This window comes from Streptomyces megasporus (assembly GCF_000718985.1).
GTDB classification, from domain to species: Bacteria; Actinomycetota; Actinomycetes; order Streptomycetales; family Streptomycetaceae; genus Streptomyces; species Streptomyces megasporus.
Genome location: NZ_JODL01000036.1, coordinates 15,653 through 37,490, shown reverse-complemented (window position 1 = coordinate 37,490; position 21,838 = coordinate 15,653). Strand labels below are relative to the sequence as shown.

At 73.3% G+C, this 21,838-nt stretch carries 27 protein-coding genes; all 27 read right to left on the bottom strand.

Going from position 1 to position 21,838, the window contains the following annotated elements; genetic code table 11:
- Nucleotides 1-258: 258 nt before the first annotated feature.
- Nucleotides 259-1,164: a RapZ C-terminal domain-containing protein gene (locus IF47_RS31715; RefSeq protein WP_037733237.1), complete on the bottom strand. Its 906-nt coding sequence runs from the start codon at nucleotides 1,162-1,164 to the stop codon at nucleotides 259-261.
- A gap of 110 nt (nucleotides 1,165-1,274) precedes the next feature.
- Complete coding sequence (locus IF47_RS0124000) at nucleotides 1,275-1,823, bottom strand: single stranded DNA-binding domain-containing protein (protein ID WP_031511067.1); 549 nt, start codon at nucleotides 1,821-1,823, stop codon at nucleotides 1,275-1,277.
- Entirely contained in the window at nucleotides 1,823-2,284 is a 462-nt protein-coding gene (locus IF47_RS0123995; protein WP_031511066.1) for a hypothetical protein, read from the bottom strand. Before IF47_RS0123995 ends, IF47_RS0124000 begins: the two co-directional genes overlap by 1 nt.
- A gap of 15 nt (nucleotides 2,285-2,299) precedes the next feature.
- Entirely contained in the window at nucleotides 2,300-2,602 is a 303-nt protein-coding gene (locus IF47_RS30875; protein ID WP_157840039.1) for a hypothetical protein, read from the bottom strand.
- Nucleotides 2,599-3,057 carry an ASCH domain-containing protein gene (locus IF47_RS0123985; protein ID WP_031511065.1) on the bottom strand — a complete coding sequence of 153 codons (459 nt, stop codon included), beginning with the start codon at nucleotides 3,055-3,057 and terminating at the stop codon, nucleotides 2,599-2,601. The genes IF47_RS30875 and IF47_RS0123985 overlap by 4 nt, the downstream gene beginning before the upstream one ends.
- A 277-nt stretch (nucleotides 3,058-3,334) precedes the next feature.
- Nucleotides 3,335-3,637, bottom strand: a complete 303-nt coding sequence (locus IF47_RS28195; protein WP_037733236.1) for a hypothetical protein — start codon at nucleotides 3,635-3,637, stop codon at nucleotides 3,335-3,337.
- The gene (locus IF47_RS0123975; RefSeq protein WP_037733235.1) at nucleotides 3,634-4,599 is read right to left on the bottom strand and encodes an ATP-binding protein; all 966 of its coding nucleotides are present in this window, start codon (nucleotides 4,597-4,599) and stop codon (nucleotides 3,634-3,636) included. Before IF47_RS0123975 ends, IF47_RS28195 begins: the two co-directional genes overlap by 4 nt.
- Before the next feature lie 92 nt (nucleotides 4,600-4,691).
- A complete protein-coding gene (locus IF47_RS0123970) occupies nucleotides 4,692-5,150 on the bottom strand; it encodes a Pycsar system effector family protein (RefSeq protein ID WP_031511062.1) in 459 nt (152 codons plus the stop codon).
- A gap of 139 nt (nucleotides 5,151-5,289) precedes the next feature.
- Nucleotides 5,290-5,607, bottom strand: coding sequence for a hypothetical protein (locus IF47_RS0123965; RefSeq protein WP_051718175.1), 318 nt, complete (start codon nucleotides 5,605-5,607; stop codon nucleotides 5,290-5,292).
- Nucleotides 5,608-5,746: 139 nt separating this feature from the next.
- Nucleotides 5,747-6,136, bottom strand: a complete 390-nt coding sequence (locus IF47_RS0123960; RefSeq protein WP_037733242.1) for an RRQRL motif-containing zinc-binding protein — start codon at nucleotides 6,134-6,136, stop codon at nucleotides 5,747-5,749.
- On the bottom strand, nucleotides 6,123-6,563 hold the full coding sequence (locus IF47_RS0123955) for a hypothetical protein (RefSeq protein WP_031511059.1): 441 nt from the start codon (nucleotides 6,561-6,563) through the stop codon (nucleotides 6,123-6,125). The genes IF47_RS0123960 and IF47_RS0123955 overlap by 14 nt, the downstream gene beginning before the upstream one ends.
- Nucleotides 6,564-6,588: 25 nt before the next feature.
- Nucleotides 6,589-6,960: a WhiB family transcriptional regulator gene (locus IF47_RS0123950; RefSeq protein ID WP_051718174.1), complete on the bottom strand. Its 372-nt coding sequence runs from the start codon at nucleotides 6,958-6,960 to the stop codon at nucleotides 6,589-6,591.
- Complete coding sequence (locus tag IF47_RS0123945; protein ID WP_031511058.1) at nucleotides 6,957-7,640, bottom strand: GGDEF domain-containing protein; 684 nt, start codon at nucleotides 7,638-7,640, stop codon at nucleotides 6,957-6,959. The genes IF47_RS0123950 and IF47_RS0123945 overlap by 4 nt, the downstream gene beginning before the upstream one ends.
- Nucleotides 7,641-7,770: 130 nt before the next feature.
- Nucleotides 7,771-9,018, bottom strand: coding sequence for a DNA cytosine methyltransferase (locus IF47_RS0123940; protein WP_037733234.1), 1,248 nt, complete (start codon nucleotides 9,016-9,018; stop codon nucleotides 7,771-7,773).
- 173 nt (nucleotides 9,019-9,191) lie between these two features.
- Entirely contained in the window at nucleotides 9,192-9,734 is a 543-nt protein-coding gene (locus IF47_RS0123935) for a DUF6197 family protein (RefSeq protein WP_031511056.1), read from the bottom strand.
- An 86-nt stretch (nucleotides 9,735-9,820) separates the two neighbouring features.
- Nucleotides 9,821-10,030: a hypothetical protein gene (locus IF47_RS0123930; protein WP_031511055.1), complete on the bottom strand. Its 210-nt coding sequence runs from the start codon at nucleotides 10,028-10,030 to the stop codon at nucleotides 9,821-9,823.
- Nucleotides 10,031-10,117: 87 nt separating this feature from the next.
- A complete protein-coding gene (locus tag IF47_RS0123925) occupies nucleotides 10,118-12,235 on the bottom strand; it encodes a hypothetical protein (RefSeq protein WP_031511054.1) in 2,118 nt (705 codons plus the stop codon).
- Nucleotides 12,236-12,317: 82 nt separating this feature from the next.
- Complete coding sequence (locus IF47_RS0123920; RefSeq protein ID WP_031511053.1) at nucleotides 12,318-12,737, bottom strand: hypothetical protein; 420 nt, start codon at nucleotides 12,735-12,737, stop codon at nucleotides 12,318-12,320.
- A gap of 14 nt (nucleotides 12,738-12,751) precedes the next feature.
- Nucleotides 12,752-14,512: an ATP/GTP-binding protein gene (locus IF47_RS0123915; RefSeq protein ID WP_245641216.1), complete on the bottom strand. Its 1,761-nt coding sequence runs from the start codon at nucleotides 14,510-14,512 to the stop codon at nucleotides 12,752-12,754.
- Nucleotides 14,513-15,056: 544 nt separating this feature from the next.
- Nucleotides 15,057-15,302 carry a hypothetical protein gene (locus tag IF47_RS0123910; protein ID WP_031511051.1) on the bottom strand — a complete coding sequence of 82 codons (246 nt, stop codon included), beginning with the start codon at nucleotides 15,300-15,302 and terminating at the stop codon, nucleotides 15,057-15,059.
- Nucleotides 15,299-15,775, bottom strand: a complete 477-nt coding sequence (locus IF47_RS0123905) for a hypothetical protein (protein ID WP_031511050.1) — start codon at nucleotides 15,773-15,775, stop codon at nucleotides 15,299-15,301. Before IF47_RS0123905 ends, IF47_RS0123910 begins: the two co-directional genes overlap by 4 nt.
- A gap of 232 nt (nucleotides 15,776-16,007) precedes the next feature.
- The gene (locus IF47_RS0123900; protein ID WP_031511049.1) at nucleotides 16,008-17,969 is read right to left on the bottom strand and encodes a DUF2637 domain-containing protein; all 1,962 of its coding nucleotides are present in this window, start codon (nucleotides 17,967-17,969) and stop codon (nucleotides 16,008-16,010) included.
- Between the two features lie 269 nt (nucleotides 17,970-18,238).
- Nucleotides 18,239-18,757 (bottom strand): hypothetical protein, encoded by a 519-nt coding sequence (locus IF47_RS0123895; RefSeq protein WP_031511048.1) that lies wholly within the window; start codon nucleotides 18,755-18,757, stop codon nucleotides 18,239-18,241.
- A gap of 601 nt (nucleotides 18,758-19,358) precedes the next feature.
- Nucleotides 19,359-19,610 carry a hypothetical protein gene (locus IF47_RS0123880; RefSeq protein WP_031511046.1) on the bottom strand — a complete coding sequence of 84 codons (252 nt, stop codon included), beginning with the start codon at nucleotides 19,608-19,610 and terminating at the stop codon, nucleotides 19,359-19,361.
- 176 nt (nucleotides 19,611-19,786) lie between these two features.
- On the bottom strand, nucleotides 19,787-20,533 hold the full coding sequence (locus IF47_RS28190; RefSeq protein WP_157840038.1) for a hypothetical protein: 747 nt from the start codon (nucleotides 20,531-20,533) through the stop codon (nucleotides 19,787-19,789).
- Between the two features lie 304 nt (nucleotides 20,534-20,837).
- Nucleotides 20,838-21,296 (bottom strand): hypothetical protein, encoded by a 459-nt coding sequence (locus IF47_RS30870; RefSeq protein WP_031511044.1) that lies wholly within the window; start codon nucleotides 21,294-21,296, stop codon nucleotides 20,838-20,840.
- Nucleotides 21,297-21,488: 192 nt separating this feature from the next.
- Nucleotides 21,489-21,749, bottom strand: coding sequence for a WhiB family transcriptional regulator (locus tag IF47_RS0123865; protein ID WP_031511043.1), 261 nt, complete (start codon nucleotides 21,747-21,749; stop codon nucleotides 21,489-21,491).
- Between the last annotated feature and the right edge of the window lie 89 nt (nucleotides 21,750-21,838).

Sequence of the window (21,838 nt, the reverse complement as noted above, 5' to 3'; positions counted from 1 at the left end):
GCGTCAACGTCCTGTGGGCCATGATCCGTGACGGAGCGTGCTACCAAGCCACACCGCCTGTCACAGCGGCGGCTTGACATCAGCATTGGGAAGCCTTTCGGCGAGAAGGAGAGAACAGGCATCCGGGCCGGACCGCGGGCCTTGGTCTCGTGGTCCGGCCGGATCGGATGTGAAGCGGTCTGCTGCGTGACCTGCGGCAGACCGGTCCGTGTGGCCGGTGTCGGCAACAGTGGACCGGCGCTCGTCAGTGGTGGCGGGTCACAGGTCGAGCCACGTGGCGGGCACGGCTCGGGGGTGGTCGGCGTCGACCGACTCGAACCAGACCTCGGCGTCGGGGCCGCCCAGGCGCACCCAGCCGGTGCGCAGGTCGCGGCCGGGGTCGATGTCACGGTCGGTGAGGGACTCGCGGCAGTGGTGGCGGTGGAAACCCTTCATCGCGGCGAGTGCCCGGTCGAGATCGTGGGTGAGCGCGATGTAGCCGTCTTCGTGGTCAAGGACGCCGACGCCGTCGATGATGTCGGCGACGTTCTCCCGGTGGGGCCGGTACACCGTGGTGTCTCGGTGCTGTGCGGGGTTGTGGGGGGTGTCGCCGAGCGGCTCGTGCAGCGCCGCGGTGTTCCAGCGCCGCCAGCAGGGTTCGCCTCCGCCCGTCAGGGGCACCTCGTCGTAGTGCTCGGCGACGTAGACGCCCGCCCCGGGCGGGTAGTGCTTGAGGACGCGGCCGCCGTTCACGGCCTCGGTGACGACGGGCCGCCCCGTGATCGGGGCGGCGGGGGTGGTCAGGACACGGGGCAGGTGGGCGTGCAGGTGCCGGATCTCCGCACCGCGGCCGTGGGCGCGGATACGGCGGGCGAGGATCTCCACGAGCGCGCAAGCGCGGTGCCTACCCCCTGAGCAGCCGATGGCGATGCTGTCGGGCCCGGCCGGGAGGAGGGCGTAGGCGGTGAGGTTGTCCAGCAGTTCACGGGCACCGTGGGTGCCCACCACGACGTCCTGGACGCGCAGGTCACGGCCGTCGAGGTCGAGGATGGCTTGGGCGGCGGCGGGGTCGCGGAGCCGAGTGCGGACGTCCTCGACGCGGTCGGCGGCCGGCGGGACGGGGCGGCCGTCGGGGTCGGTGGGCAGGTGGAGGTAGCCGAAGGAGATCAGCCGGATCGGACGCATGCAGGGGCCTCCTGTTCGTTTCGGTTCGGTGGGCGGTGCCAAACCGCCGTGTCCGTCCGGCTCTTGGGAGGGCCAGGCGGGCACGGCGGTGTGGTGTGGTGTTGGCTGGGTCAGGGCTCGCCGAGAGCCGTGCGGTGCTCGTAGGTGTCGATCAGGGCCTGGATGGCGGCCGGGGTGTCGGTGGTGCCGCCGACCCAGGCGCCGGCGGGGCTCCACGCACAAGCGGTCCCGGTGTCGGGATCGCGGTAGATGACGTAGACGCCGTGCCGGTCGAGCAGGCCGCCGTCGGCGAGAGCGGTGGTCTCCTCGCCCGCATCGGGCATGCCAGCGGCTCCGGTGCCGTCGGGGTCGGTGGGTTCCAGCAAGGGTGCGGTGGCCAGGAAATCGATCCGGTGCGCGTGCAGCCGCACCGGCTGATCGGGGGTACGAGGCAGGCGGAGGTAGCCGGTGACCCGTAGCCGGTCGCCTTGGTGCAGCTCGTGCAGCACGGCGCGGGCCAGCAGCGGGTCGGACGCCACGCACGCCAGGACCGTCTCGTCCGCGCGGTCGTCGCTGGGGGAGACGATCAGCCGGAACCTGGCCGTCGTCTCGTGCACGTCACTGGGAGCGGTGTCCTCGTCCAGGAACCCGTCCAGGACTATCGCGTCGTCATGCCTCATCAGCCGACCTCCGCCAGGCTGGTGGCGTGGGCGGCCAGCTCGGTCAGGTCGGTGCGGATGCGGGCGACGCGGTTGCGGATGGCCATCCGATGGGCCTCGGCCCAGGCCAGTAGCTGCTCGAGTTCGGTCCGGGTCAGGCCGGTCGCCTCACAGATCGTCTCGGGGGCATCGCCGTTGTGGTGCATGGACAGGGCCATGGCCTCGAAAGCGTTCGGTGTCGTCATCGTCGGTGGTTCTCCGGTGGACTGGTCGTCTGTGGAATCGTCGGTCAGGTAGGGCTGGAGCCCGATGAGAGTGGTCTCGTCGGTGGGCAGCCCGAGCATCCGCAGCAGCCGCGCCAGGGCGGCGTGGTCGTGGGCGCGGCGGGCAACCGCGCGAGCTGCCGCCTGTTCCTGGACGGCGACCTGGTGCGGGACGGGGAGGTGTTCGGCGGCGAGCGCCTGGGAGAAGTCGGCGAACATCCGCGCGCCTTTCCTCTACCGCGTCTTCTGGTGCGGCCGGGTGCCGTGCAGCAGGTGCTGCAGAGCGGAGCCGGGACGGGCGTGCCAGGTGGTGGCCGGAAGGCCGCAGTTCCAGCAGTCGGCCTCCGCCCCGGCCCAGGCCACGTGGCACCGGCCGCAGACGAATTCCGGTGCTGGGGAGGGGCAGTGGAGCCGGGCGGCGACGTCGGGCCGCAGGGCGGCGATGCGGGTGGCGTTGACTGCCCGTCGGGGTGCCGACCTCGCCGGTCGCCGCGCGCTGGGATCGCCGGGGGTGTCGGATCGGGGCTGCGAGGTCATGTGGTGCCTTTCAGGGCCGGTAGGTCGGGGAGTTGGAGGAGAACCTGCTTCAGCAATTCGGCAGACGGCCGCCACGGCCCGAGGGCGCCCGTGGCGGGCACTGGCAGCGGCAACGCGTGGACGTCGGCCAACACCAGGTGATAAGCGCCTCGCTGGGCCCACGGGCTGCACAGGCGTCCGCTGTCGGGGCAGCGGTGGCAGTCGGTCAGGCGGGCCACGCCGATGACCGCCCCGGTCTCCAGCGTCCGGCCGCGGATCGCGCGGGCGACCAGCGGAATACGCAGTGGCGCCCGCTCGATGGTCTTTCCGGCGTGCAGCAGCAGCCAGCCTCGCCAATTCCAGGGTGCGGGGCGGTTCTCGACGTCCTTGCCCGCCAATACGCAGGTGGCCCAGGGCTGCCGGAGGGTGATGCCCCGGACCACATCTGGGGGCGTGTTCGACGACTCCGCGGTCATGTGGACCACCGCGTGGTGCCCGGCACGGGGCGTGCCTGGATGGTCATATTGGTTCCTCGCCTTCTCGTGTGATGCGGGATGGGCGGCCCCGGGACAGCCGCTTGGCTTGCCGGCGATGTCGGCTGTCTCGGGGTGCGGTCGGCCCGCGACCGGTGACAGGCGCGGGCCACCACCGGCCGCCCCCGCCCCTGGGCGCAGAGGGGGCGGGGGCGGCCGCGGAAGCGCGCCGCGGCTAGAGCGCGAACAGTCCCTGGGTGGGGCCCGGGGACGGCTGGGCTCATCGGTGCGTCTCTTGGGTGTGCGGGGTGCCGCGCGTGTCGGCCTGGTTCGCCCTGTCCATGAGGGCGAGGAACTCGGTGCCGAGGTCCGGCGCGGCAAGGATCACGCGGAGGATCGAGGCCAACCCCTCGCGTTCGATGGGGTTCAGGCGATCCCACAGCGCGTGCGCGTCGGTGTGAACGCCGACGACCCGCCGGTAGTTGTCCTCGGTGGTGGCGGTGAGTTCGGCACCGCACCGGCCGCAGCGGAAGACGGCCTGGTCCCAGCCGGAAGCGGTGCCGGTGGTGGGGTCGGTGGTCATCCGCCGACCACCTCCAACGCCGGTGCTGCGAAGTCCGCGCCCTCTTCGAGGCCGTGGTCGTCGGTTTCCTGGTCGGCGTCGTCGAACCCGCCGTGGACGGTGCAGACGATGTCCGGGTCGTCGTTCATGGCACCGGTCAGCGCGCGGTACAGGTCGGTGACGTGGTGGACCGGCGCCCACGCCGGGCCGGGGCAGTCGTGGGCCATCGGGCAGCGGACCAGGGCGTCGAAACCGTAGTCGCCCTCACCGTCGACGTCGGTGCGCAGGGCGAGAACGAGCCGGTCCGGGCCGAGCCGGATTTCGGCGACACGGTCACCGTCGGCGAGCTGTGAGTCGGGCTTCCACCGCCACAGTGGCAGGATCTCGGAGCCGAAGAAGCGGCGCACCAGCAGCAGGTCGCCCAGGCCGTCGCCGCCGTCGAGGCCGAGGTCCGCGCAGCGGGTGTCGCTGGCCCGACGCAGCAGCGCTTTCAAGCGGTGGAGGTCGTCGGCGAGGACCACGTGGTCGAACCCTTCCTCGGCCAGGCGGGGACGGGAGGCGATCACCGCGGCGTGCTGGGCACGCACCACCTCTTCGGGCACCCGGCGGCTCTCCGGGCGGGCGGTGTTGCGTCCCAGACAGACCGGCAAGGGCGTGGACGCGAGCACCGCGACGGCCGGCATGTCGTGGCGGCGGGCGGCGGCCAGCAACTGTTTACGGACGTGGGCCTCGGTGTTGGTGGCGTCGACCACGCAGGTCAGTTTCCGGGCGAGGCGGGCTTCCAGCACGGTGCGCAGGGCGCGGACCGCGTCGGCGGTGGCCGCTTGGTCGCCGGGTTCGTCCGAGACCAGCGCCCGGTAGTAGTCGAGTTCGAGGACCTGGGTGGCGGGCCAGGTGCGGGCCAGCGTGCTCTTCCCGCTGCCAGCGGGGCCGATCAGCACGACGAGAGCCGGGTCGGGAAGGGCGGCGTTCGGCACGGACACGGGCGTCGTTCTCCTTACGGGTCGGAAGCGGCGGTGGTGTGGTGGAGGCGCGGTCGTGCTCGCCCCAGGTCGGGACGTCCTCCGCAGTCGGGTCAGATCAGGGCGCCGGCGGCGGCCGGGACCAGGAGCACCAGGGCGACGCGGATGAGGTCGACCGCTTGACGCAGGCGGGTGAACTTGCCCACGGCGATGATCGACAGGACGCGCACCCGGGCGGCGCGGGTGTCGCCGTCCATCGAGGCGAGGATCTGCTGTTCGTCCAGCCGCGCCCAGTAGGGGAAGGAGGCGCGGTCGGTGCCGCCCAGGCGGGGGCGGACGACGGACAACAGCAGCATGGCGGCGGCGCCCAGGGCGAGGGCAGCCACGCCGCCGCAGACCTTGGCCACCGTGGGCAGGTCGGCGTCGGCGGCGGAGGCGAGCCCGGCGAGCACCGCTCCGACGAAGGCCAGCAGCAGGGACGCTTTGCCGTCGGTACGGGCGATCTCGCCGGCCACCGTGGCGCAGGCGGCGTCCAGGTTCTTGTCGCGAACGGAAGCGTCGAAGGTGGTCATGCGGCAGGCCTCCTGAATCGTGCCTGGGGTGGAGAGCACAAGGGCGGTCATAAGAGGGAGTTCTCCGTGGTCGTGGAATGCGGATCGGGCGGCCACACCGTGGGGTGCGGCCGCCCGGAAGCGGTGACTCAAGGACGGCTCAGAACGGAGGTTCGTCCGGGATCGGCGGGCGGGGCAGCAGCCGGACGCGGAGCGTGGGGCGGTCGGACCAGCAGCCGCAGGCCTCCATCTCCGGGTTCGCGCCACCGATCCACCAACCGCCCTGGCCTCGGCAGTCGGGGCAGTTCCGGCGCGCCGTGGGCGAGAGTTCGATCAGGTGGCGGGAGACGTGCAGCGACCAGGGACCGGCCGTCCGGACGCAGACGGTCGCGGCGGCCACGGCGGCGGTGGCGCCGAGCGCGAGCAGGGCCGCGACCGGCGGTCGCGTGCGGTGGCGGGGACTGGTGGGTGCGGTCATGATGAACTCCGGTTCTCGCTCTTCTACAGGGGCGGGACGTCACACGGCGCGCCCCCGGATGACAGGTGACGGGGGCGCGCCTCGTTCTTTGCGCAGTCAGGGCGGAGGCGCGGCGGCTCGTCGGACATGTGGCCGGGTTTCACGCCGCGAGAGGCTGGTCGTCGGCCGGTGGGAGGTAGCTGCCCGGGTCGGCGGGGGTGCCGTCGTGGCACTCCAGACAGCAGCCCAGGGTCTTCAGCGGCAGGCAGTGGAAGTACCGGCGCTTGCAGCGGGGGCACCGTTGCCGGGCCTCCATGGCCCGGTCCAGAGCCTGCTCTTTGGCCAGGGTCATCGGCAGTTTCGGCTTGGCCCGGTCGATCTGGTACAGCCACGCGCGGCGTTTGCCGCGGCGGCAGACGATGGCGGCGACCGGTTCCTGCCCGCCGGGCCGCAGGCCCATGGCGCGCAGTTGCCGGCGGGTCGCCAGTCCCTTCGGGGCCTGGCGCCAGCGGAATTCCGGCAGTCCCTGCGGCTGGTCACCGGGCCGCATCGCCACCCCCGTGGTCGGGGACCGTCGGGGCCGCGTCCGGGATCCGGGGCCAGGCCACCAGCCGGTAGTGGTCCAGGACCGACAGCAACATTCCCTGCTCGTCCTCGTCGAGCTCCTCGTCGAGGACGGAGGCGCCGTCGACCAGGGCCAGGATGCGCGGCGGGCCGTCCAGGCGTCCGTAGAGGTCCAGCCGCCGGCCCGGGGCGTCGTCGATGTCGGCGTCCGGGCGCAGCTCCCACACCTGGCCGGGGGCGGCCAGCAGCAGCGGGTCGCCGTCGGCGGCGCGCTCGCATGTCAGGCGCAGCGCCACCTTCTCGGGCAGGCCGTCGGCGTGGGCGAGGTGGCGGGCGAGGTCCCGGACGATCTCGGCGGCCCGGTGCGGGCCGACGACCTGATCCAGGGCGGTGGCGTACGGGTCGGGGGTCATCGGGTGCTCCTGGTCGTCGGTGCGGTCACGGGGCGGGGGTACGGCGGGCTCGCTGGGCGCGGGCTTTCTCCGTGGCGGCGACCTGGGCCACCCAGTCCTCGCCCAGCCGGAGCGTCAGGCGCCGGCGCAGGGCGCCGCGCATCTGCAAAGTGGTGGCCGCCCAGATGTCGGTCCGGGTCAGCTCGGGGTGGGCCAGTGCCCACAGCAGGCACTGGCGGGCGATCGGGCACCGCCCGCACGCCTTCCTGGCCTGCTCCAGATCGCCGGTGGCCCGCGCCGTTGGGTCGGGGTCGTACGGGTCGTGGCGGAACCACTCGGGGTTTCGGCGGCAGGCCAACGGCCGGTCGGTGTCGGGGAATGGGATGCGGGGATCGGCGAGCGTGTCGGCGGCGGTCATGCGGCCCGCACCTCCCCGTTGGCCGCTTCCCCGGTGCCCGGCCGCCCGGCGCGGCGGCCGTTGACGCAGGGCGCGGCCAGGTCTTCGGGCCCGGCCAGGCCGGGGGCACCGGTGTGCTTGACCCGGTACATCGCCGCGTCCGCGGCGCGCAGCAGAGCGTCCAGGTTGCGGGTGCCGACGGCGGTGGGAGAAGCGGCGCCCACCGACGCGGCCGCCTCCACCGTCAGGCGGTCGTGGTGGACCGGTCGGGCGAGCGCGTCGGTCAACTGTTCCAGCCGGGCCAGGTGTTGGTGCGGCACGGAGGGGAGGGCGGCGGTGAACTCGTCCCCGCCCAGCCGGCCGACCACCCCTCGGCTGCCTGCCCAGGCCGTCAACCGGTCCGCGATGGCGGTCAGCACCGCGTCTCCGGCCGCGTGCCCGTGGGTGTCGTTGATCGTCTTGAAGTGGTCGGCGTCGACCAACACCACCAGTGCCTGGCTGCTGTGGCGGTCGATCAGCCGCCGAGCGCGAGCCGTCCAACCGGTGCGGGTGAGCAGGCCGGTGAGCGGGTCGCGGCGGGCGGCGGCCAGGCGGCGATGGAGGGCCACGGTGTGGGTGGCCCATCCCAGGGCCAGGGCGGGAGCGGCGACCGCCGCGGCGGTTAACGCGCCAGAGCGGACCGGGGGAAGCGTCAGGGACATACTGGGTTCTCCGTTCTACGGGACGGGAGCGGGGCGGTCGTGTGGGCCGGCAAGCACACGCACGGCCGCCCCGGTGCGGACATGGACGAGACAAGGGGCGCGGAAAGCGCCCGAGCCTGGTGCCAGGCGGTCAGGCAGCCGTCGTCAGGTCGGACCGACGCGGCTCGATGCACTGCCCGGTGAGGGCCTCGACAGCCATGGCGACCAGATCGCGGGCGGCGGGCGGGGTGACCGCGTTGCCGGCCATCCGGACGCGTTCACGCTTGGTGCCCTGCCACCGGTAGGTGTCGGGGAAGGCCATGGCGGCGGCGTACTCGCCTGGGGTGAGCATCCGGAACCGCAGGTCCTCCACGCCGCGCACTTCCCCGCCGAGCAGTAGGGCGTGACGGTCGACGGTGGTGACGGTGGGAAGGGGCTCGTCGACCGGGCGGACGCTGGTGTTGCCGTAGTAGGGCAGGACCAGGTCGGGCACTGTCAGGCCGCCGGAGTCGGTCGGGCGGGCGTGGGCGGCGAGGCCGTCGCGGATGTGCCGCATGGTCGCCTCCGCCAGCGGCCGGGCCCGATCACCGATGCGGGTGGCGGGCCGAGACCGGTCGATGACATCCGCGGCCGGACGGACGGCGGGGGTCAGTTCGGTGTGGCAGCGGGTGGTGGGGCAGCGCCAGAGGTACTGCTGCCGGTACCGGCCGTAGGGGCGGTCGGGGTTCTTCCACGCCTGGACGGCGCGGACGGTGCGGTCACACCGAGGACAGTGCGCTCGGGGGCGGGTCCATTTGTCGATGTCCGGGGCGCGGTCGCCTTCGCGCCAGAAGACGACGTACAGCCGGTCGCGGGACTGTGGGGCGCCTTCGCCGAGGGCCTGGGCGTGCATCGAGTTCAGGCAGACGACCTTGAAGCGGTAGCCGAGGGCGACCATGGCGGCGATCCACGCGGGCCACAGGATCCACTCGCGGACGTCGACGACGTTCTCCACGAGCACGATCCGGTAGCGGTGGTACTCGGAGAACCGGACGACGTCCCACATCGTGGCGCGGGACCGGTCGGCGGCCGCGTCGGGCAGGACCTCGCCGAACAGATCCAAAGTGGCGTCGACGTGGCGTCGGCGGCCGCGGGCGATGGTGTGGTTGGTGCACGACGGGGAGAACCACGCCATGACGGTGGTCGGGTAGCGGCGCGGATCGACCTGGGAGAGGTCGGCGCAGTCGTGCGCGGCGTCGGGGTGGTTGACGCTGTGGACCTTGATGGCCAGCGGCCAGTGGTTGAGCGCGACGCGCACTCGGACGCCGGCTTCGCGGGCGCCTTCGGAGGATCCGCCGCCGCCGCAGAACGCGTCGGTGAGGTCCACGTCGGGGAAGTCGAGCCCAGAGTGTGGGGGCATGGAGAGCGCACCTTGTCGTCGTGGAAGGGAAGTTGCAGGGCACATCCGGGGTGGCACGTGAGGAGGGCGGGGTGCATCCGCCTTGTCGCGTGTGGGGCCGGGCGGCCTGCCCCGCACCCGCTCCCTCACCGAAGGAGGGCGGGGTTCGGGTGCGAGGCAGGCGGACCGGCGGGTCACAGGCCGCGGGCGTCGGCGAGGGCGGCGGCGTCCCCGAGGATGCGCACCGCGTGCGCCTGGCCGCGGACCAAGTGGTCGTTCGCGGACGGGACCGTCTCGACGTCGGGGCCGAACTCCCGGCGGAGCGCCTCCAAGAGCACCGTCAGGGCGTCGTCGAGGTGTTCGCCGCCGGGGTCCTCGGCGCGGAGCGCGCCGTAGAGGCAGCGGGCCCCGTCCTCGGCGACGGTGCCGCCGCGGCACCAGCCACCGGTCTCCAGCCGGTGGGCGGCTCGCTGCAGCAGCGCCGCAACCGGGGTGGGGTACAGGTCGTCGGGCAGCAGGCGGGGAGCGGAAGCGGGAGTGAGGGGGCCGCGCACGACGTCGGTCAGATCGACGGGGTCGGTGGGGATGTGGGCGGTGTTGACTTCGACGGCCAGGGCGGCTGTCTCCAGGCGGAGGGTCAGGGCCGCCTCGACGCTGGCCAGCCGGGCCTCCAGGCCGAGAGCCTGCGGGACGGCACCGGCCTGCGTGGCCGTCGGGGTGCGGGTGGTGGTGCTCATCGGTCGGCCTCCCGAACATGTGCGGGCGCCCTCCCCGCCGGGACGCGGTGGGGAGGGCGCGGAGAAACGGAGCCAGGGGTGGGTGGTTACCGCTCGTCCAACCGGGCGGCGGCCTCGAGTTCGGACAGGAACGCGCGGTGCGGGCGCGGCGCGTCGGGTCCGTGGGTGTGTGTGCCGTCGCGGCGGCCGCCGAGGGCGATGCGGTCGACCAGGTCCTGAAGGCCGAACCGGTCGAGGAGGGAGGCGTCGTCCACGACGATGACGCAGGGCAGGCTGGTGGTGCGGGGTGCGGACACGTGCGTCCCTTTCGGTGGTGGCGGGTAACGTGCAGGGCTCGGCCGCGTGGCGCGGCCGGGCCCTGACGGAGTGTCGGTCGACGGTCTCTAGGCGTTGGTGAGCTTCTTGATGACGTCCAGCGCCTCGCTGGGGGAGGCGACGGTGTCGGGGTGCGGCTCGGTCTTTCCGTCCCGGCCGCGGTGCTTTCCTCCCCGGGGTCGGTCGCCGTCTTCTTCGTCGTTCTCGTCGCCGGGCTCGGGGCCGAACTCGCCGGGCCGGGGCGGCTCGGTCCAGTCGAACCACAGCCCGCGCGCTTCGAGTTCGGCGATCTCGTGGTCGGTCAGGGTGGCGACGGTGTCGGGGAAGTAGCCGTCGATGCCGGCCTTGAAGTCCATGAACAGGGTGCGCAGGACCTCGGGCTCCTTGGCTTCCACGATCCATCCGGCGCCGCCGGTGTTGGAGTCCGCCGGCGGTTCGGGCTCGCCGCGCATCACCCGTTCGATCCGGCCCGCCTCGGCCGGGGAGAAGGAGCGGGGCAGGGGGTCGGGGATGTTCTCGGACGGGATACCGAGAGCCGTGAACATGCTGGTCACCTTCTTGGGGGCGACCTTGAGCACGATGGGGATGCAGTTCTCGCGCAGGTTCTCGCACAGCAGCTGGGTGAAGCCGTCCTGGACGTAGATGGACTGGCCGGCGACCTTGATGCCGATGCCGTACTTGCGGCCCTTGACCGACACGCGTTCGGCGAGGTCCATGATCTCCGCGCCGTAGTCGCCGTGGCGGGCGGCGGAGAGGAACTCGTCCAGGTAGGCGGACAGCATCCGGTAGGGGCAGCCCGGCAGCTTGGGGTCCCAGTCGTGGACGCGTCCGTCTTCCCAGGGCATGGCGCCGCGGATCTCCATCAGCGCGTCCAGGGCGCGCAGCAGCCGGATCATGTAGAGGGCGCCGACGCCGTAGCGGTCGGTGTGCCGGCCCAGGGCGGCGGTCTTCTCGTCCGGGGCCTCGGTGGCCAGCCAGACCACCGCCCCGTACAGGGCGTCGGCCGCGACGTGCAGGCCCATCAGCTGGGTCTTGCCGCCGCCGGAGGGGGCGACGAACAGGCCGTGGGCGGCGCCCCGGTCGGTGTAGACGCGGTTGCGGGCGGGCTGGCCGTTGCCTAGGTAGCCGGTCACCCAGCGCCCCTCGCTGTCGGGGGTGAGCAGCTCGCGGGTGGCGGGGAAGACCTGCGCGAGCGGGCTGGTGTCCCACAGCGAGACCAGGATCTGGCTGCCGTCGACGGTGACGAACAGCCGGCCCTCGTCGTACCGGGTCTTCAACGCGGCGGCCAGGGTGTGCTGGTTGACGCGCGGCTCGCCCAGCTCGTCGGGGACGCGGGCGATGTAGTGGGTGACCTTGCGCCGGTCGTCGCGGACCTTCTTCACGAACACCGAGCCGGGGATGGCGCCCTTCTCGGAGCCGATGCGGTCGGCCCACCACTCGGCATCGGTGGGAGCCTCGCGACGCCGCCGGTTGGCGTCGGGGGTGACGTGCACTTCCAGCCAGCCGGGCCCGCCCTGGCGGCCGGGCTGCCGGGCCGCGGGGGCGAGGGTGACGTCGGATTCGTCGACGCTGAAGGCGGCCGCGACGGCGGCCTCGGTCAGTCCGGAAATCGGCCGTCCGGGCTCGGCGGAGCGCAGCAGCATCGTCAGGTCGTGCTCCATGCCCTCGTGACGGTCGACGGTCACCACGACGGTGCGGCCGGGGTGGTCGGCCCGCTCCCACAGCCGGCGCACCCCACGGGTGAACGGGTCCGCGCCGTCGTCGACCGGAGCCGGGGCCACGGGGGTGATGGGGGCGGGCCGGAGCTGCGGGGTGGGGGTGTGGGCCAGGGCGGGCCGGTGGCGGCGGCGGGTGGTGCGGGAGAGCGGCAGCACGAGCAGGCCGGCGGCCGCCCATCCGGCGGCGAGCAGGGCGTCCATGCACCACGGGCCCCAGCCGACGGTGTTCTTCGCAGCGACGTCGACGGCGGCGGCGAGCACGAGCGGCGACCAGCGCAGGAACTTGCGTCCCGTGCCGGGCTCGTCGCTCTTGTAGGCCAGGACCCAGCCGCCGACGCCGGCGGCGCCCGCCAGCTGCACGACCGTGTTGACAGGGCTGTCGGGGTAGAGGTTCGGGGCCGCGGCGAGGACCGGGGCGGCCAGGGTGTAGAGGGTGCGCTCCAGGGCGACGCTGCGCGGCACGGACACGAGAGCTTCTCCTTCAGGAGTGACGATGGGCGGCCCGCCGTCGGTGGCGGGCCGCCCATCGGGGACTTCGGCGGGGTCGGGGTCAGCGGGCGAAGAAGCCCGGCTTGGGGGTGCGCTCGCGACGGCCGGAGCGGACCTCGTCCAGCGCGCTGTAGAGCTTGGTGTGGGTGCGCCGTGCGTCGTGGGCGAGGCCGGAGACCTCCCCGGCGGTTTCGTGGAGCTTGCGAGCCGAGGTGGCGGCGCCGCCCAGGGCGATGGCCACCTGGTTCGTCAGCTCCACGAACTTCTCGTCCAGTCCGGCGCCCGCGATGTCGACGGCCAGGCCCTCGGCCCGGTCGGCGCCTGCGCGCATGGCGCGGCGCAGGGCCTCGAGTTCGACCGTGGCCTCGTCCATCGCCTTGCCGAGCCGGGCCAGTTTGGCCTGGACGGCCTGGTAGCGGTTGTCGCCGTCCGTCGGCGCGGCCGCGGTGCCGTGGGCGCCGACAGGGGTGAGGTTGCCCATGGGGCTGGTTCCCTTCAGTCGTGGTGGGCGGCGGCGGAGGCCTGCCGCAGGCCCGCGTCGTCCATGGCCCGGATGTCCTCGCCGTAGACGCGGGCGACCTCGGCGGCCGCCAGGCGGGCGGCCTCGAACGCGGTGCCGCACTCCTCGGCGCACCGGGCGGCCTGGGTCTTCATGCGGGCCGCGGCGTCGGCCAGGTCGCAGATCAGGTCGGTGACGCGGATGTCGATGTTGTGGTCGCCGATCAGGTCGTCGGCCATGTCGCGCAGGGCGTCGGCGACCTTGCCCAGCGCCTGCGCCAGGTTCTCGGCCCGGTCCTTGTCGAGGTCCGCGGCGATGGCGATGTTGGCCATCGCCATCAGGTACTCGTCGAAGGTGATGTCGGTGCGGTGCTTGGCCGCCAGGCCGGCCTGGCCGGATGTGGTGGTGACCTGCGTGCTGCCCACGCTGTCCTCCTGGTGCTCTTGTGGGGTGGGGCGGGTGGTGCCGGGCCGGGGGGTGTGCGGCTCCGGGGCGGGCGGCAGACCGGCCGGGTGGAGGACGTGGGCCCCGAAGGGATCGGCCGGGTCGTCGACGATGACCGCGTCCTCGATGTCCTCCTCGGCCGCTTCCGGTCGGTGCCGTGGCGGCTCATCCGGGCGGCCGGGCCAGTCGTACGTCGGGGCCGCGTCCTCCGCCCCGAACGGGCCGCGGGACCCGTTCCCGCCGGTGCGTGCCTTGCCCCCGCCCTTCGACGCCCCCGAACGGCTCCTCTTGGCCTTGGTCTTGGGGCCGCCCGACGGCTTGTCTTTTCCGGGGCCGCCGGACGGTCCTGGAGCGGCCTTTCCGGTCCCGCCCGGCTCATCGGCCGGGGTGTCCTTGCGGCCGTCAGAGGCGGCGTCAGGGCCGTCCTTGGGCGTCTTCTCGGTGGCGGCGTCGCCGTCCTTGGCATCGCCGTTCTTGCCGTCTCCGTCCTCGGCCTCGGCGTCCGTGCGGCGCTTGTCCCAGCGGCGCTGGGCTTCTTCTGCCACGGCCGCACCGAGAGTGGTGCGGTCCGCATCGGCCTTCGCCGCGTCCCGCTTCGCGGCCCTCCGTTCGGCCTTGACCCGGCGGCGCTCTTCCCGGTTGGTGCGGGCCTGGTCGCGGTCCTTGCTGCGGTCGGCGAGGTCGGCGGCCTGGGCGGCGCTGCGCCGCTGCTGGCGGGCCGCTTGCCGGGCGGCGGCCCGCTCCTGGCGGCCGCGGGCCCGCTCCGCCGCCGGGCCGGCGGCGGACGAGTTCGACGTCTTGCCGCCGGCGGAGCCGCCAGAGCCCTTCCCGCCGCCCTTGCCTGAGCCAGAGTTGCCCGAGCCGCCGCCCTTGCCGGACCCGGCACCCTTCCCCGAGCCGAACTTGCCCGCGCCGGAGCCGCCAGAGCCGTTCTGACGGCCTCGGGAGCTGCCGGACGACTCATTGCCCTTCGAGCCCCCGCCACGGCCGCCGGCGGAGCCGCCAGAGCCCTTCCCGCCGCCCTTGGGGGAGCTGCCGCCCCCGGAGCCACGGCCGGGCCCTCCGCCGGACCCGTTCGTCCCGGCACCCCGGCCCGAGCCGCCGGAGCTGCCGCCCCCGCGTGAGGAGCCGCCCCCGCCGCTGGCCTTCGAGCGGCCGCCCTTGTCGGCGCCCATGCCAGAGCTGGAGGTCCGCGCCGCGTCGGCCTTGCCTCGCGCCGCAGCCTTGTCGGCCTTTGCCTTCATCTGCGCGGCGTGGAGCTTGGCGTTCTGCTCCATCAGCGCAACGTCCTGCGCGGTGCGGGCCTCCAGCATGGCGGTCTTCCGCGCGATTTCCGCTTCCCGGAACGGCGCTTCGCTTTCATGAAGCGCCCGCGCCTTTTCCAGCCGGAATTCCAGCCAGTCACCGAGACGGTCGGCAAGAGAACGCGGTTGAACGTATTCACCTTCCTCGTATTCACCGTCTTCCTCGCCCCTTTCCGACGGTGGAGCCCCTTCCGACCGAAGCGCCATTCCCGGGTCCGGGGCACTCGGAACGGGCGGCAATTCCATCGTGGTCTCCAGCGGAGACTCCGGCGGAATTCCCTCTTCGTCGGAACGGGGCGGCTCGGAGAAGAAAAACCCCCCGATATCCGGGGCCTGGGGCACAGCCCCGGATTCACCGTCCCGTGGAGGGAGCTGAATCACGTTGTCGTCGGTGTCGTCGGACACGGAACCTCCTCAAGGGACTTGACAGACGGTCACCGCCTCGCGTACGCGCGTGCGCGACACGCGCGACACGCAGCACGCGCGACACGCGTTGGCGACGCCGAAGGGCCGCCCCGACGATCCAGGACGGCCCTTCGACGACTCCGCGCGGCTACCCGCAGTGACGGCGGTAGACGTTCTCCAACGCGAGAGAGACCTCGCGGATGAGCGTCGCGTCGCCCTCGCGGAACTTCTGCGTGCCCCGGATGCTCATCACCCGGAGCCAGTAGTGGAAATTCCCGAGCTCTTCGCCGTGTCGGGCGATCAGATCCGCCCGAACCTTCTGCTCGTGCCGGGCCCGGTTGAATTTTTTCCGCTCGGCTTTGGTGAGCGGTCGACCTCCGGTCGGCATGGTCACGCCGACTTACCCTCCTCAAGGTCGTAAAGCGACGTAGGACCACCATAGCCGGAATTCTGGTCCGTGTGACCCCGCTCCCCGGATTCCGGGGCGGCCTGGAGTGGCTGCGGGTTCTTCTTCCGCTCCTTGGCCAGTGCCTTTTCCTGACGCTTTCCGGGAAGGGCCTTTACCTCGTCGGCGAAGACGTTGCGCTTATAGGCGCTCTTTTCCAGCCCCTCGGTGAGGCCGTGAAGGTGCTTGAGCACGTTCTTGAGCTCCCTTTCCACCGGCAGGGCACGCAGCCGGGCGTGGTACCAGCGGTCACCCTCCACGTGGGTGCCTCGACAGTGCACCCGCGTCTCCATCGCGAGGATTTCCAGGTTCTTGCCGATGTCCAGCAGGACCCGCTGGATGTCGGCCAGGTACCGGGCGGTGGCCTCGGGGCTCTGCGCCACGTCGCGCAGCGGTGCGTGCGTCGGGTCGGTGCTGTTCACAGGGGGAAACCTCCACGGGTCATCGGGCGGGCGACGCCCGCCGGGGCGTGCTGTGTTGGGGGTTGGGTCGGCCTGGCGGCCGTGGCCGCCACCAGACCGCCCCGCGTCGTGCGCGGGGTGGGCTGGTGGCGACGGTGGGTGCCAGGACGAGGGCACCGGAGCGGGCCGGTGCGGTGTACGGTCGCGGTGCGTCCCGCCCCGATTACGGCGGGGCGGGGCGTTCCGCGCGGGGTCAGGCCGGGAGCCGGTAGCCGCCGGCGAGCAGCTCGGCCGCCTTCTGGCGGTATTCGGAGGCGGTGCCGGGGGAGGACACCGACAGCTCGCGCTGGACGTCGGCGAGCGAGACCAGCTCGCACAGCCGGCGGTGGATCTCGTCGAGCTCCAGGCCGTCGACGGTGAGGCCGGCCGTGAGCGCCATGCGGGCGACCTTGCGGATGGCCCGCTCGCGTGGGGTCAGCTTGGCCTCGTCCTCGATTTCGGCCGCGCGCCGCTCGATTTCGGCAACGGCGAGCCGCGTTTCGGCAGCACGGCGCAGGGCTTCGGCGGCGGCTTCCTCGGCTTCGGCGGCACGCCGGGCGGCGGCCTTCTTCTCCTCCTCGGCCCGGGCGGCAGCCTCCTCGGCTTCGATCGCGCGGCGGCGCGTTTCGGCGGCGGCAAGCCGCGTTTCGGCAGCAGCCGCGTCGGCTTCGGCGGCGCGCTGGCGGGCTTCGGCCGCCTTCGCGGTCTCGACCGCGCGGGTCTCGGCCTTGGCCGCCTTGTCCTCCTCGGCGGCCTGGCGCCGCAGCTTGGCGGCCTCCAGTTCCTCCTTCGCCTTCTGGCGGTCGGCGGCGGCTTCGCGGGCGCGGGCCTCGGCGATCTGGGCCGTCTCGATCGCCTGCAGCTCGGCTTGGGCGATCTTCTCGGCCTTGTCGGCCTCCGCGCGGAGCTTGGCGGCCTCCAGTTCCTCTTCGGCCCGCTGGCGGTCGGCCTGGGCGGCGGCCTTGCGGGCCTCGGCCTCCTCGGCTTCGGCGGCGGCCTTGCGGGCGCGGGCCTCGGCCAGGGCGGCCGTCTCGATCGCCTCGGCCTCCAGCTGCGCGGTGCGCTGGGCGGTGCTGGCCTCGGCCTCCACCTCGTGGCGGGCCGTCTCCACCGATCCGGCGGCCTTCATGCGGGCCTTCTGCACCTTGGCGGTCCGGTCGGCCTCGCGGATCTCCGAGTCGGCCTGCCGGTCGGCCTCGGCCTCCTGACGGAGCCGCTCGCGTTCCTGCTCCTCCAGCTCCAGCGCCTGATACTGGGCCTCCCAGTCGGCCATCCGCCGTTTGTGCTCGGCGGGCTGGGCCAGGGCCTCGTCCACGCTCAGCCCGAACTTCGCCAGCCGGAGGGGGAGCTGGAGGTCCTTGGGGGCCTTGCGCCAGCGGCCGTGCTCGCGCGCCAGCATGGAGCGGTAGACGGTGCGCTCCTGTTCCTCGCGGATGACCTCCTGGTAGGAGGGGGCGTTCCACAGCCGCATCCGGCGGTAGATCCGGGCGGTGGAGGTCGGGGCCAGCAGCCAGCGGTGCAGCGGCACCGCGGCGCTGGGGGTGTCGGCCCGGTCGGGGTGAACCGCCTGCTCGATGACGCCGCGGCCGATCTCGACCACCGCGATGAACAGCACGGGGACGAGTCCGTGGGCGCCGACCGCGACGTAGTCCAGCAGCTTCCACCCCTGGCCCGGTTGGGGGGCGGCGGAGGCGGCGTTGAAGACGATCGTGGCGGCGGTGAGCAGCCATACCAGGTAGCGGATGCGGCGGTTGGGTCGCCGCATCCAGGCCAGCGTCAGGTCCAGGCCGATCAGGACCAGGATGCCGACGTCGACGCCAGCGACGAACATCTGCGCCTTGCCCAGGGTCTGAAAGGCCAGTTCCCGGTGGGCGAAGGCCGCAACGTGCTCAAAGGACAGGTACAGGCCGATGCCGGCCAGGGCGAGCGCCGCCGCGACGAGCGTTCCGATCGTCGCTCGCTTGGCTCCCGACAACCGGCCGAAGAGGCCACGGTCGGCGGGGCGGCCGGCGTCGTCCGCAGGGGTGTCCGCGGCCGCTGCCGAAACCTCGTCGTCCGGTCCCGAAACTGCGGTGGGCGCCTCCGAAACGGGCTCGGGTGGCGCCGAAGCGGGGGTCGGCGGATCCGAACCGGGGTCCTCCCGAGGGGTGGTGCGGGGCAGCTCGGTGATCGCCACGAAGGCCTCCAAGGGGGTGCTGTGCGGGGGTGGTCGAAACAGAAATCGGCGCGCCCGAAACGGCGGCCGGTGAAGTCGAAACGGCGGCGGACGTTGCCGAAACAGGGGCCTGCAGGACCGAAATGGCCCCGCTCCGGGCGTGCCGGGCGGGGCCGAAGAAGAGGGGCGCGTCGAGGGACGCGACCGGTGGGAGCGAAGCGAAATCCGGTGGAGCCGAAACGACGGCGGCCGTAGCCGAAACGGCGACCGGTGGAGCCGAAATGGCGGGGTCAGACGCCTCCGAGGGGAAGCGGCTGGACCCGCCAGTCGACCTCGGAGGCCGGCGGCAGGGCGGCCCCGGGCGCGACGGTGGTCCACCCCTCGCGGGGGGCGCCCTCGGCCTCCGCGGCGGCCTCGGCCGCCTCGTGGGTGGCGTGGATGCTGTGCAGCGCCCCGCGCCGGAACAGGGCGAAGACGCGATCGGCGCGCTGCTTCCGGGCGGTCCGCAGCAGCGCCCGCAGGGTGGCGCGGTCCTCGGTGTCCAGCAGGTGCTGGGCGCGCAGCACGGTCAGCTCGCCCTCCGCGCGAGCCAGCTCCTCGCGCAGCTTCTCCACCTCGGCCCGGGCCTCCTCCAGCTCGGCCCGGGTGTCCCCCTCCCGAATCACGGCGTCGGCCACTCGCCCGGACTCCTCCTCGTACAGGCCGTGCCAGCGGGTGGCCTTCTCCGACATCACGGTGGCGTCGGCCTCGGCCGTGGCCAGGTCGGCCCGGAGCGTGGCCAGGGTGGTGGTGCGGATGATGCGGAGCATTGCGTCCTCCTGATCGTGGTCGGTGAAGCGCGACTGTCCGGTTCCCCTCGGCCCCGCCCGTGCCAGACGGGCGGAGGAGGCAGCCGTCAGGCGCGGCAGGCGGGTTCAGTCGCAAGCGGCCGGGTGTAGGTCCACCGGCCGTTCGTCGTGCCCGACGCGGTCATGTGATCGGTCATCGCCCCTTCTTCGGGTCGGGTGGCGGGTGAATGTCGGCGGCCCGGTGCCCGGCCTCTCATGCCCGGGCGGCCGCCGACGCGGCGGCGGTCAGCAGGGCGCGGACGCGGGGGTGCCGGGTGCCGTAGACGAAGGCCGCCCGCGCCGCGTACTGCTGTGCGGCGCGGGCGGCGGCTATGCCGGAGATCAGGGCTCCGTCAGTCAGTGCTGGATCGGGCAGCGGGTAAGAGAGTCGTCCACCCAGGTCTGGCAGATCCAGCAGACCCAGCCGAGGGTCACGATGCGGTGCAGAGCGCGGCGGGCGGTGGTCATCAACGGCCACCTCCCGCCGCCTGGACCCCGGTGTACCCGGGGATGTACCAGGCGCCGCACTTGCCGCACACCAGGCGGCCGCCCTCGTTCCTCATGGTCTGTCCACAGCACGTCATCAGGCCACCTCCGTTCCGGCGGTGGCGGCGGCCAGGCGGGCCAGCTTCTCGGCGACGGTGCGGGGTGCGCGCCGCTCGGCCGGCACCCGGGCGTCGGCCTCGCGTACCCGGCGCAGCAGCTCGGCGCCCAGGTGGCGGTGGTGGTTGTCGGTCTCGTCCCGCTCGAACCCACGGCGGTCGTCGTCGCGTTCGAGGTCGTCGACGATGCCCGCCGCCGGGCGGGCGGCGGGGCGTGTCAGGATGTGGTTCACGGGTTTCCTTTCCGCGTTGAGGAACCTGTACGGCGCCGCCCAGGACTGGACCTCCTGGGCGGCGTTCTTGCGTGGGGCAGTCCTGCCGCCCCACGCCGCCCCCACCCGCCGGCCGCGCGCTCGCGGTGGCGGTGCTGGGGGCGACGTGCAGCGCAGGAACGGCCGGTGGGGCCGGGTCAGGTGGTGACGCGGGTGGGCTCCAGCGGCAGGTCCGGTCCGTCGATCGGCGGGACGGCGTCCTGAGCGGCGGCCGTGCGCCGGGCGTCCACGTCCTGGACGGACGGGAGGACCTCGGCCCACTGCCGCGCCCGACGGCGCGGCGCCTGCCGGGCCCGGCGGCGCTCGTCCTCTCGCAGGATCTCGTCCGCCAGCACGCGAATCCGACGCTGGCGCGGCTCCTGTTGCAGGAGTTCGACGTAGGCGGCGGCCAGGCGCCGGCCGGACGGGCAGTGCGCGCGGCCGGTGCAGGCCGCACACCCCGTGCGATGGGCGAAGTAGATGCGGCGGGCCGTCTCCGCGGTCGGCGGCGGCGGGTCCATCCGGTGGACCGGCGTGGCCGGGGCGGGGATCGGCTTGTGGAACTGGCGTCCCGGGCGGCGGGAGGCAGCGTCCCGGGCGGCGTCCATCAGGCGGCGGCCCCACTCCTGCGCGGTCAGGTCGACCTCGACGCGCCGGTTGCTGCCGCGGGGGCAGCGGCGGCCGGCGAGGGTGTCGTGGGGGACGAGCTTGGGGGTGTTCAGGCCGGTGACGGGGCACCAGGTGCGGCAGTCGGGGCAGACGAGGGTCAGCTGCTCGCCGGTGCGGAGGTTGATCTCCTGCAGGGGCAGGCTGCTCAGGGCCAGGGGCGGGCAGGCGTTGACGCGCTTGCTGCGCGTCCGCTTCGGCCGGCGCCGCATCTCGGGGGTCGCAGGCGATACGGGCATCACGAACTCCTTGCGGTGGAAGGGGAAGGCGAGGGTGTGGCGTCGCTGCTCTCTCCGCCCGCCAGGCCGTGCCGGAGGTTCGGCGGGCGTGGTGAGCGGACAGCGCATCGGCGCTGTGCGACGGCACTGCGGTGTCGCCGGTCGGGGGATTTGGGTGGTGCTATCGACCCCGGCCGTTGCGTGAAAGCGGGTGCGACGGCAGTGCAGGGAGGGAGGGACCGTGGGTCCGGCTCCCACATCCGGCGCCGCACCGATGGAGTGCGGTTCCGGGTGGGGGAGCCGGGTCCACAAGGGACCCGGCGGGTCAGGCCGCGAGCGCGGCCGGCGCGGCGGAGGTGTGGTCGCCGCCCAGGTCGTCGGCGGCGCGGCGTAGGAGCGCGGCTTGGCCGTGGGCGGCCAGCACCTCGTGCCAGTGCTCGGGCCAGGAGGCGGCGTGTCCGAGGGTCTGGGTCAGCGCGGCCCAGTGCGGGTCGCAGGTGGTGGCTGGGGTGAGGTGACGGCGGATCACTATGCGGGCGGTGGCCGCGAGCCACTCCGGCAGCCCGGCCTCCTCGTCGACGGTGGTGGAGGAGAGGTCGGCGTGGTCCAGGGCGTAGGCCCAGGTCTGGTCGGCCAGGTCCTCCGCGCGGTGCCAGTCGGCGGGCGGGATGCGGTCAGTGATGTAGCTCAGCAGCGCGTCTTCGTACTGCTCGCGCAGGGCGGCCAGTAACGCCACCGGGTGAAGTGAGACGGTGGTCTGCGGGAGAGGGGCGGTAGCGGTCATGTCCGGGTTCTCCTTGGGTTGGGGACGGTGTACGCGGGGTGGGCCGGGTGGTCCGGCGCCCGCCACTGGCGTCGCGCTAGGGGCACGGTTCCGGCGGTAAGGCGTCGGCTCAGGCCGCGAGCGGCTGGGCGGCCGACGGAGAGCCGGTGGTGGCCATCGCCTGGACGGTGCGGGCGGGAGCGGTCATGGTGTTCACCCCTGCCGGGCCTTGCGGGCCCGGTTGCGAGCGGCGCGGCGCTTCATGGCGCGGCGCTCGTCCTCGCTCAGTCCACCCCACACGCCAAAGTCCTGGCCGGTCTCCAGCGCCCACTGCAGGCACTGCTCCATCACCGGGCAGCGACGGCAGACGGCCTTGGCCTCCTCGATCTCCAGCAGGGCCGGTCCGGTGTTGCCGATCGGGAAGAACAGTTCGGGGTCCTCGTCGCGGCAGACGGCGTTGTGGCGCCAGTCCATGAGCGGACTCCTCTCGGAAGGTTGGGATACGCCAAGCAACACGCGATCAGGAGTCGCTTTGGGCGACCGCCTGACGACGTCCCCAGTGA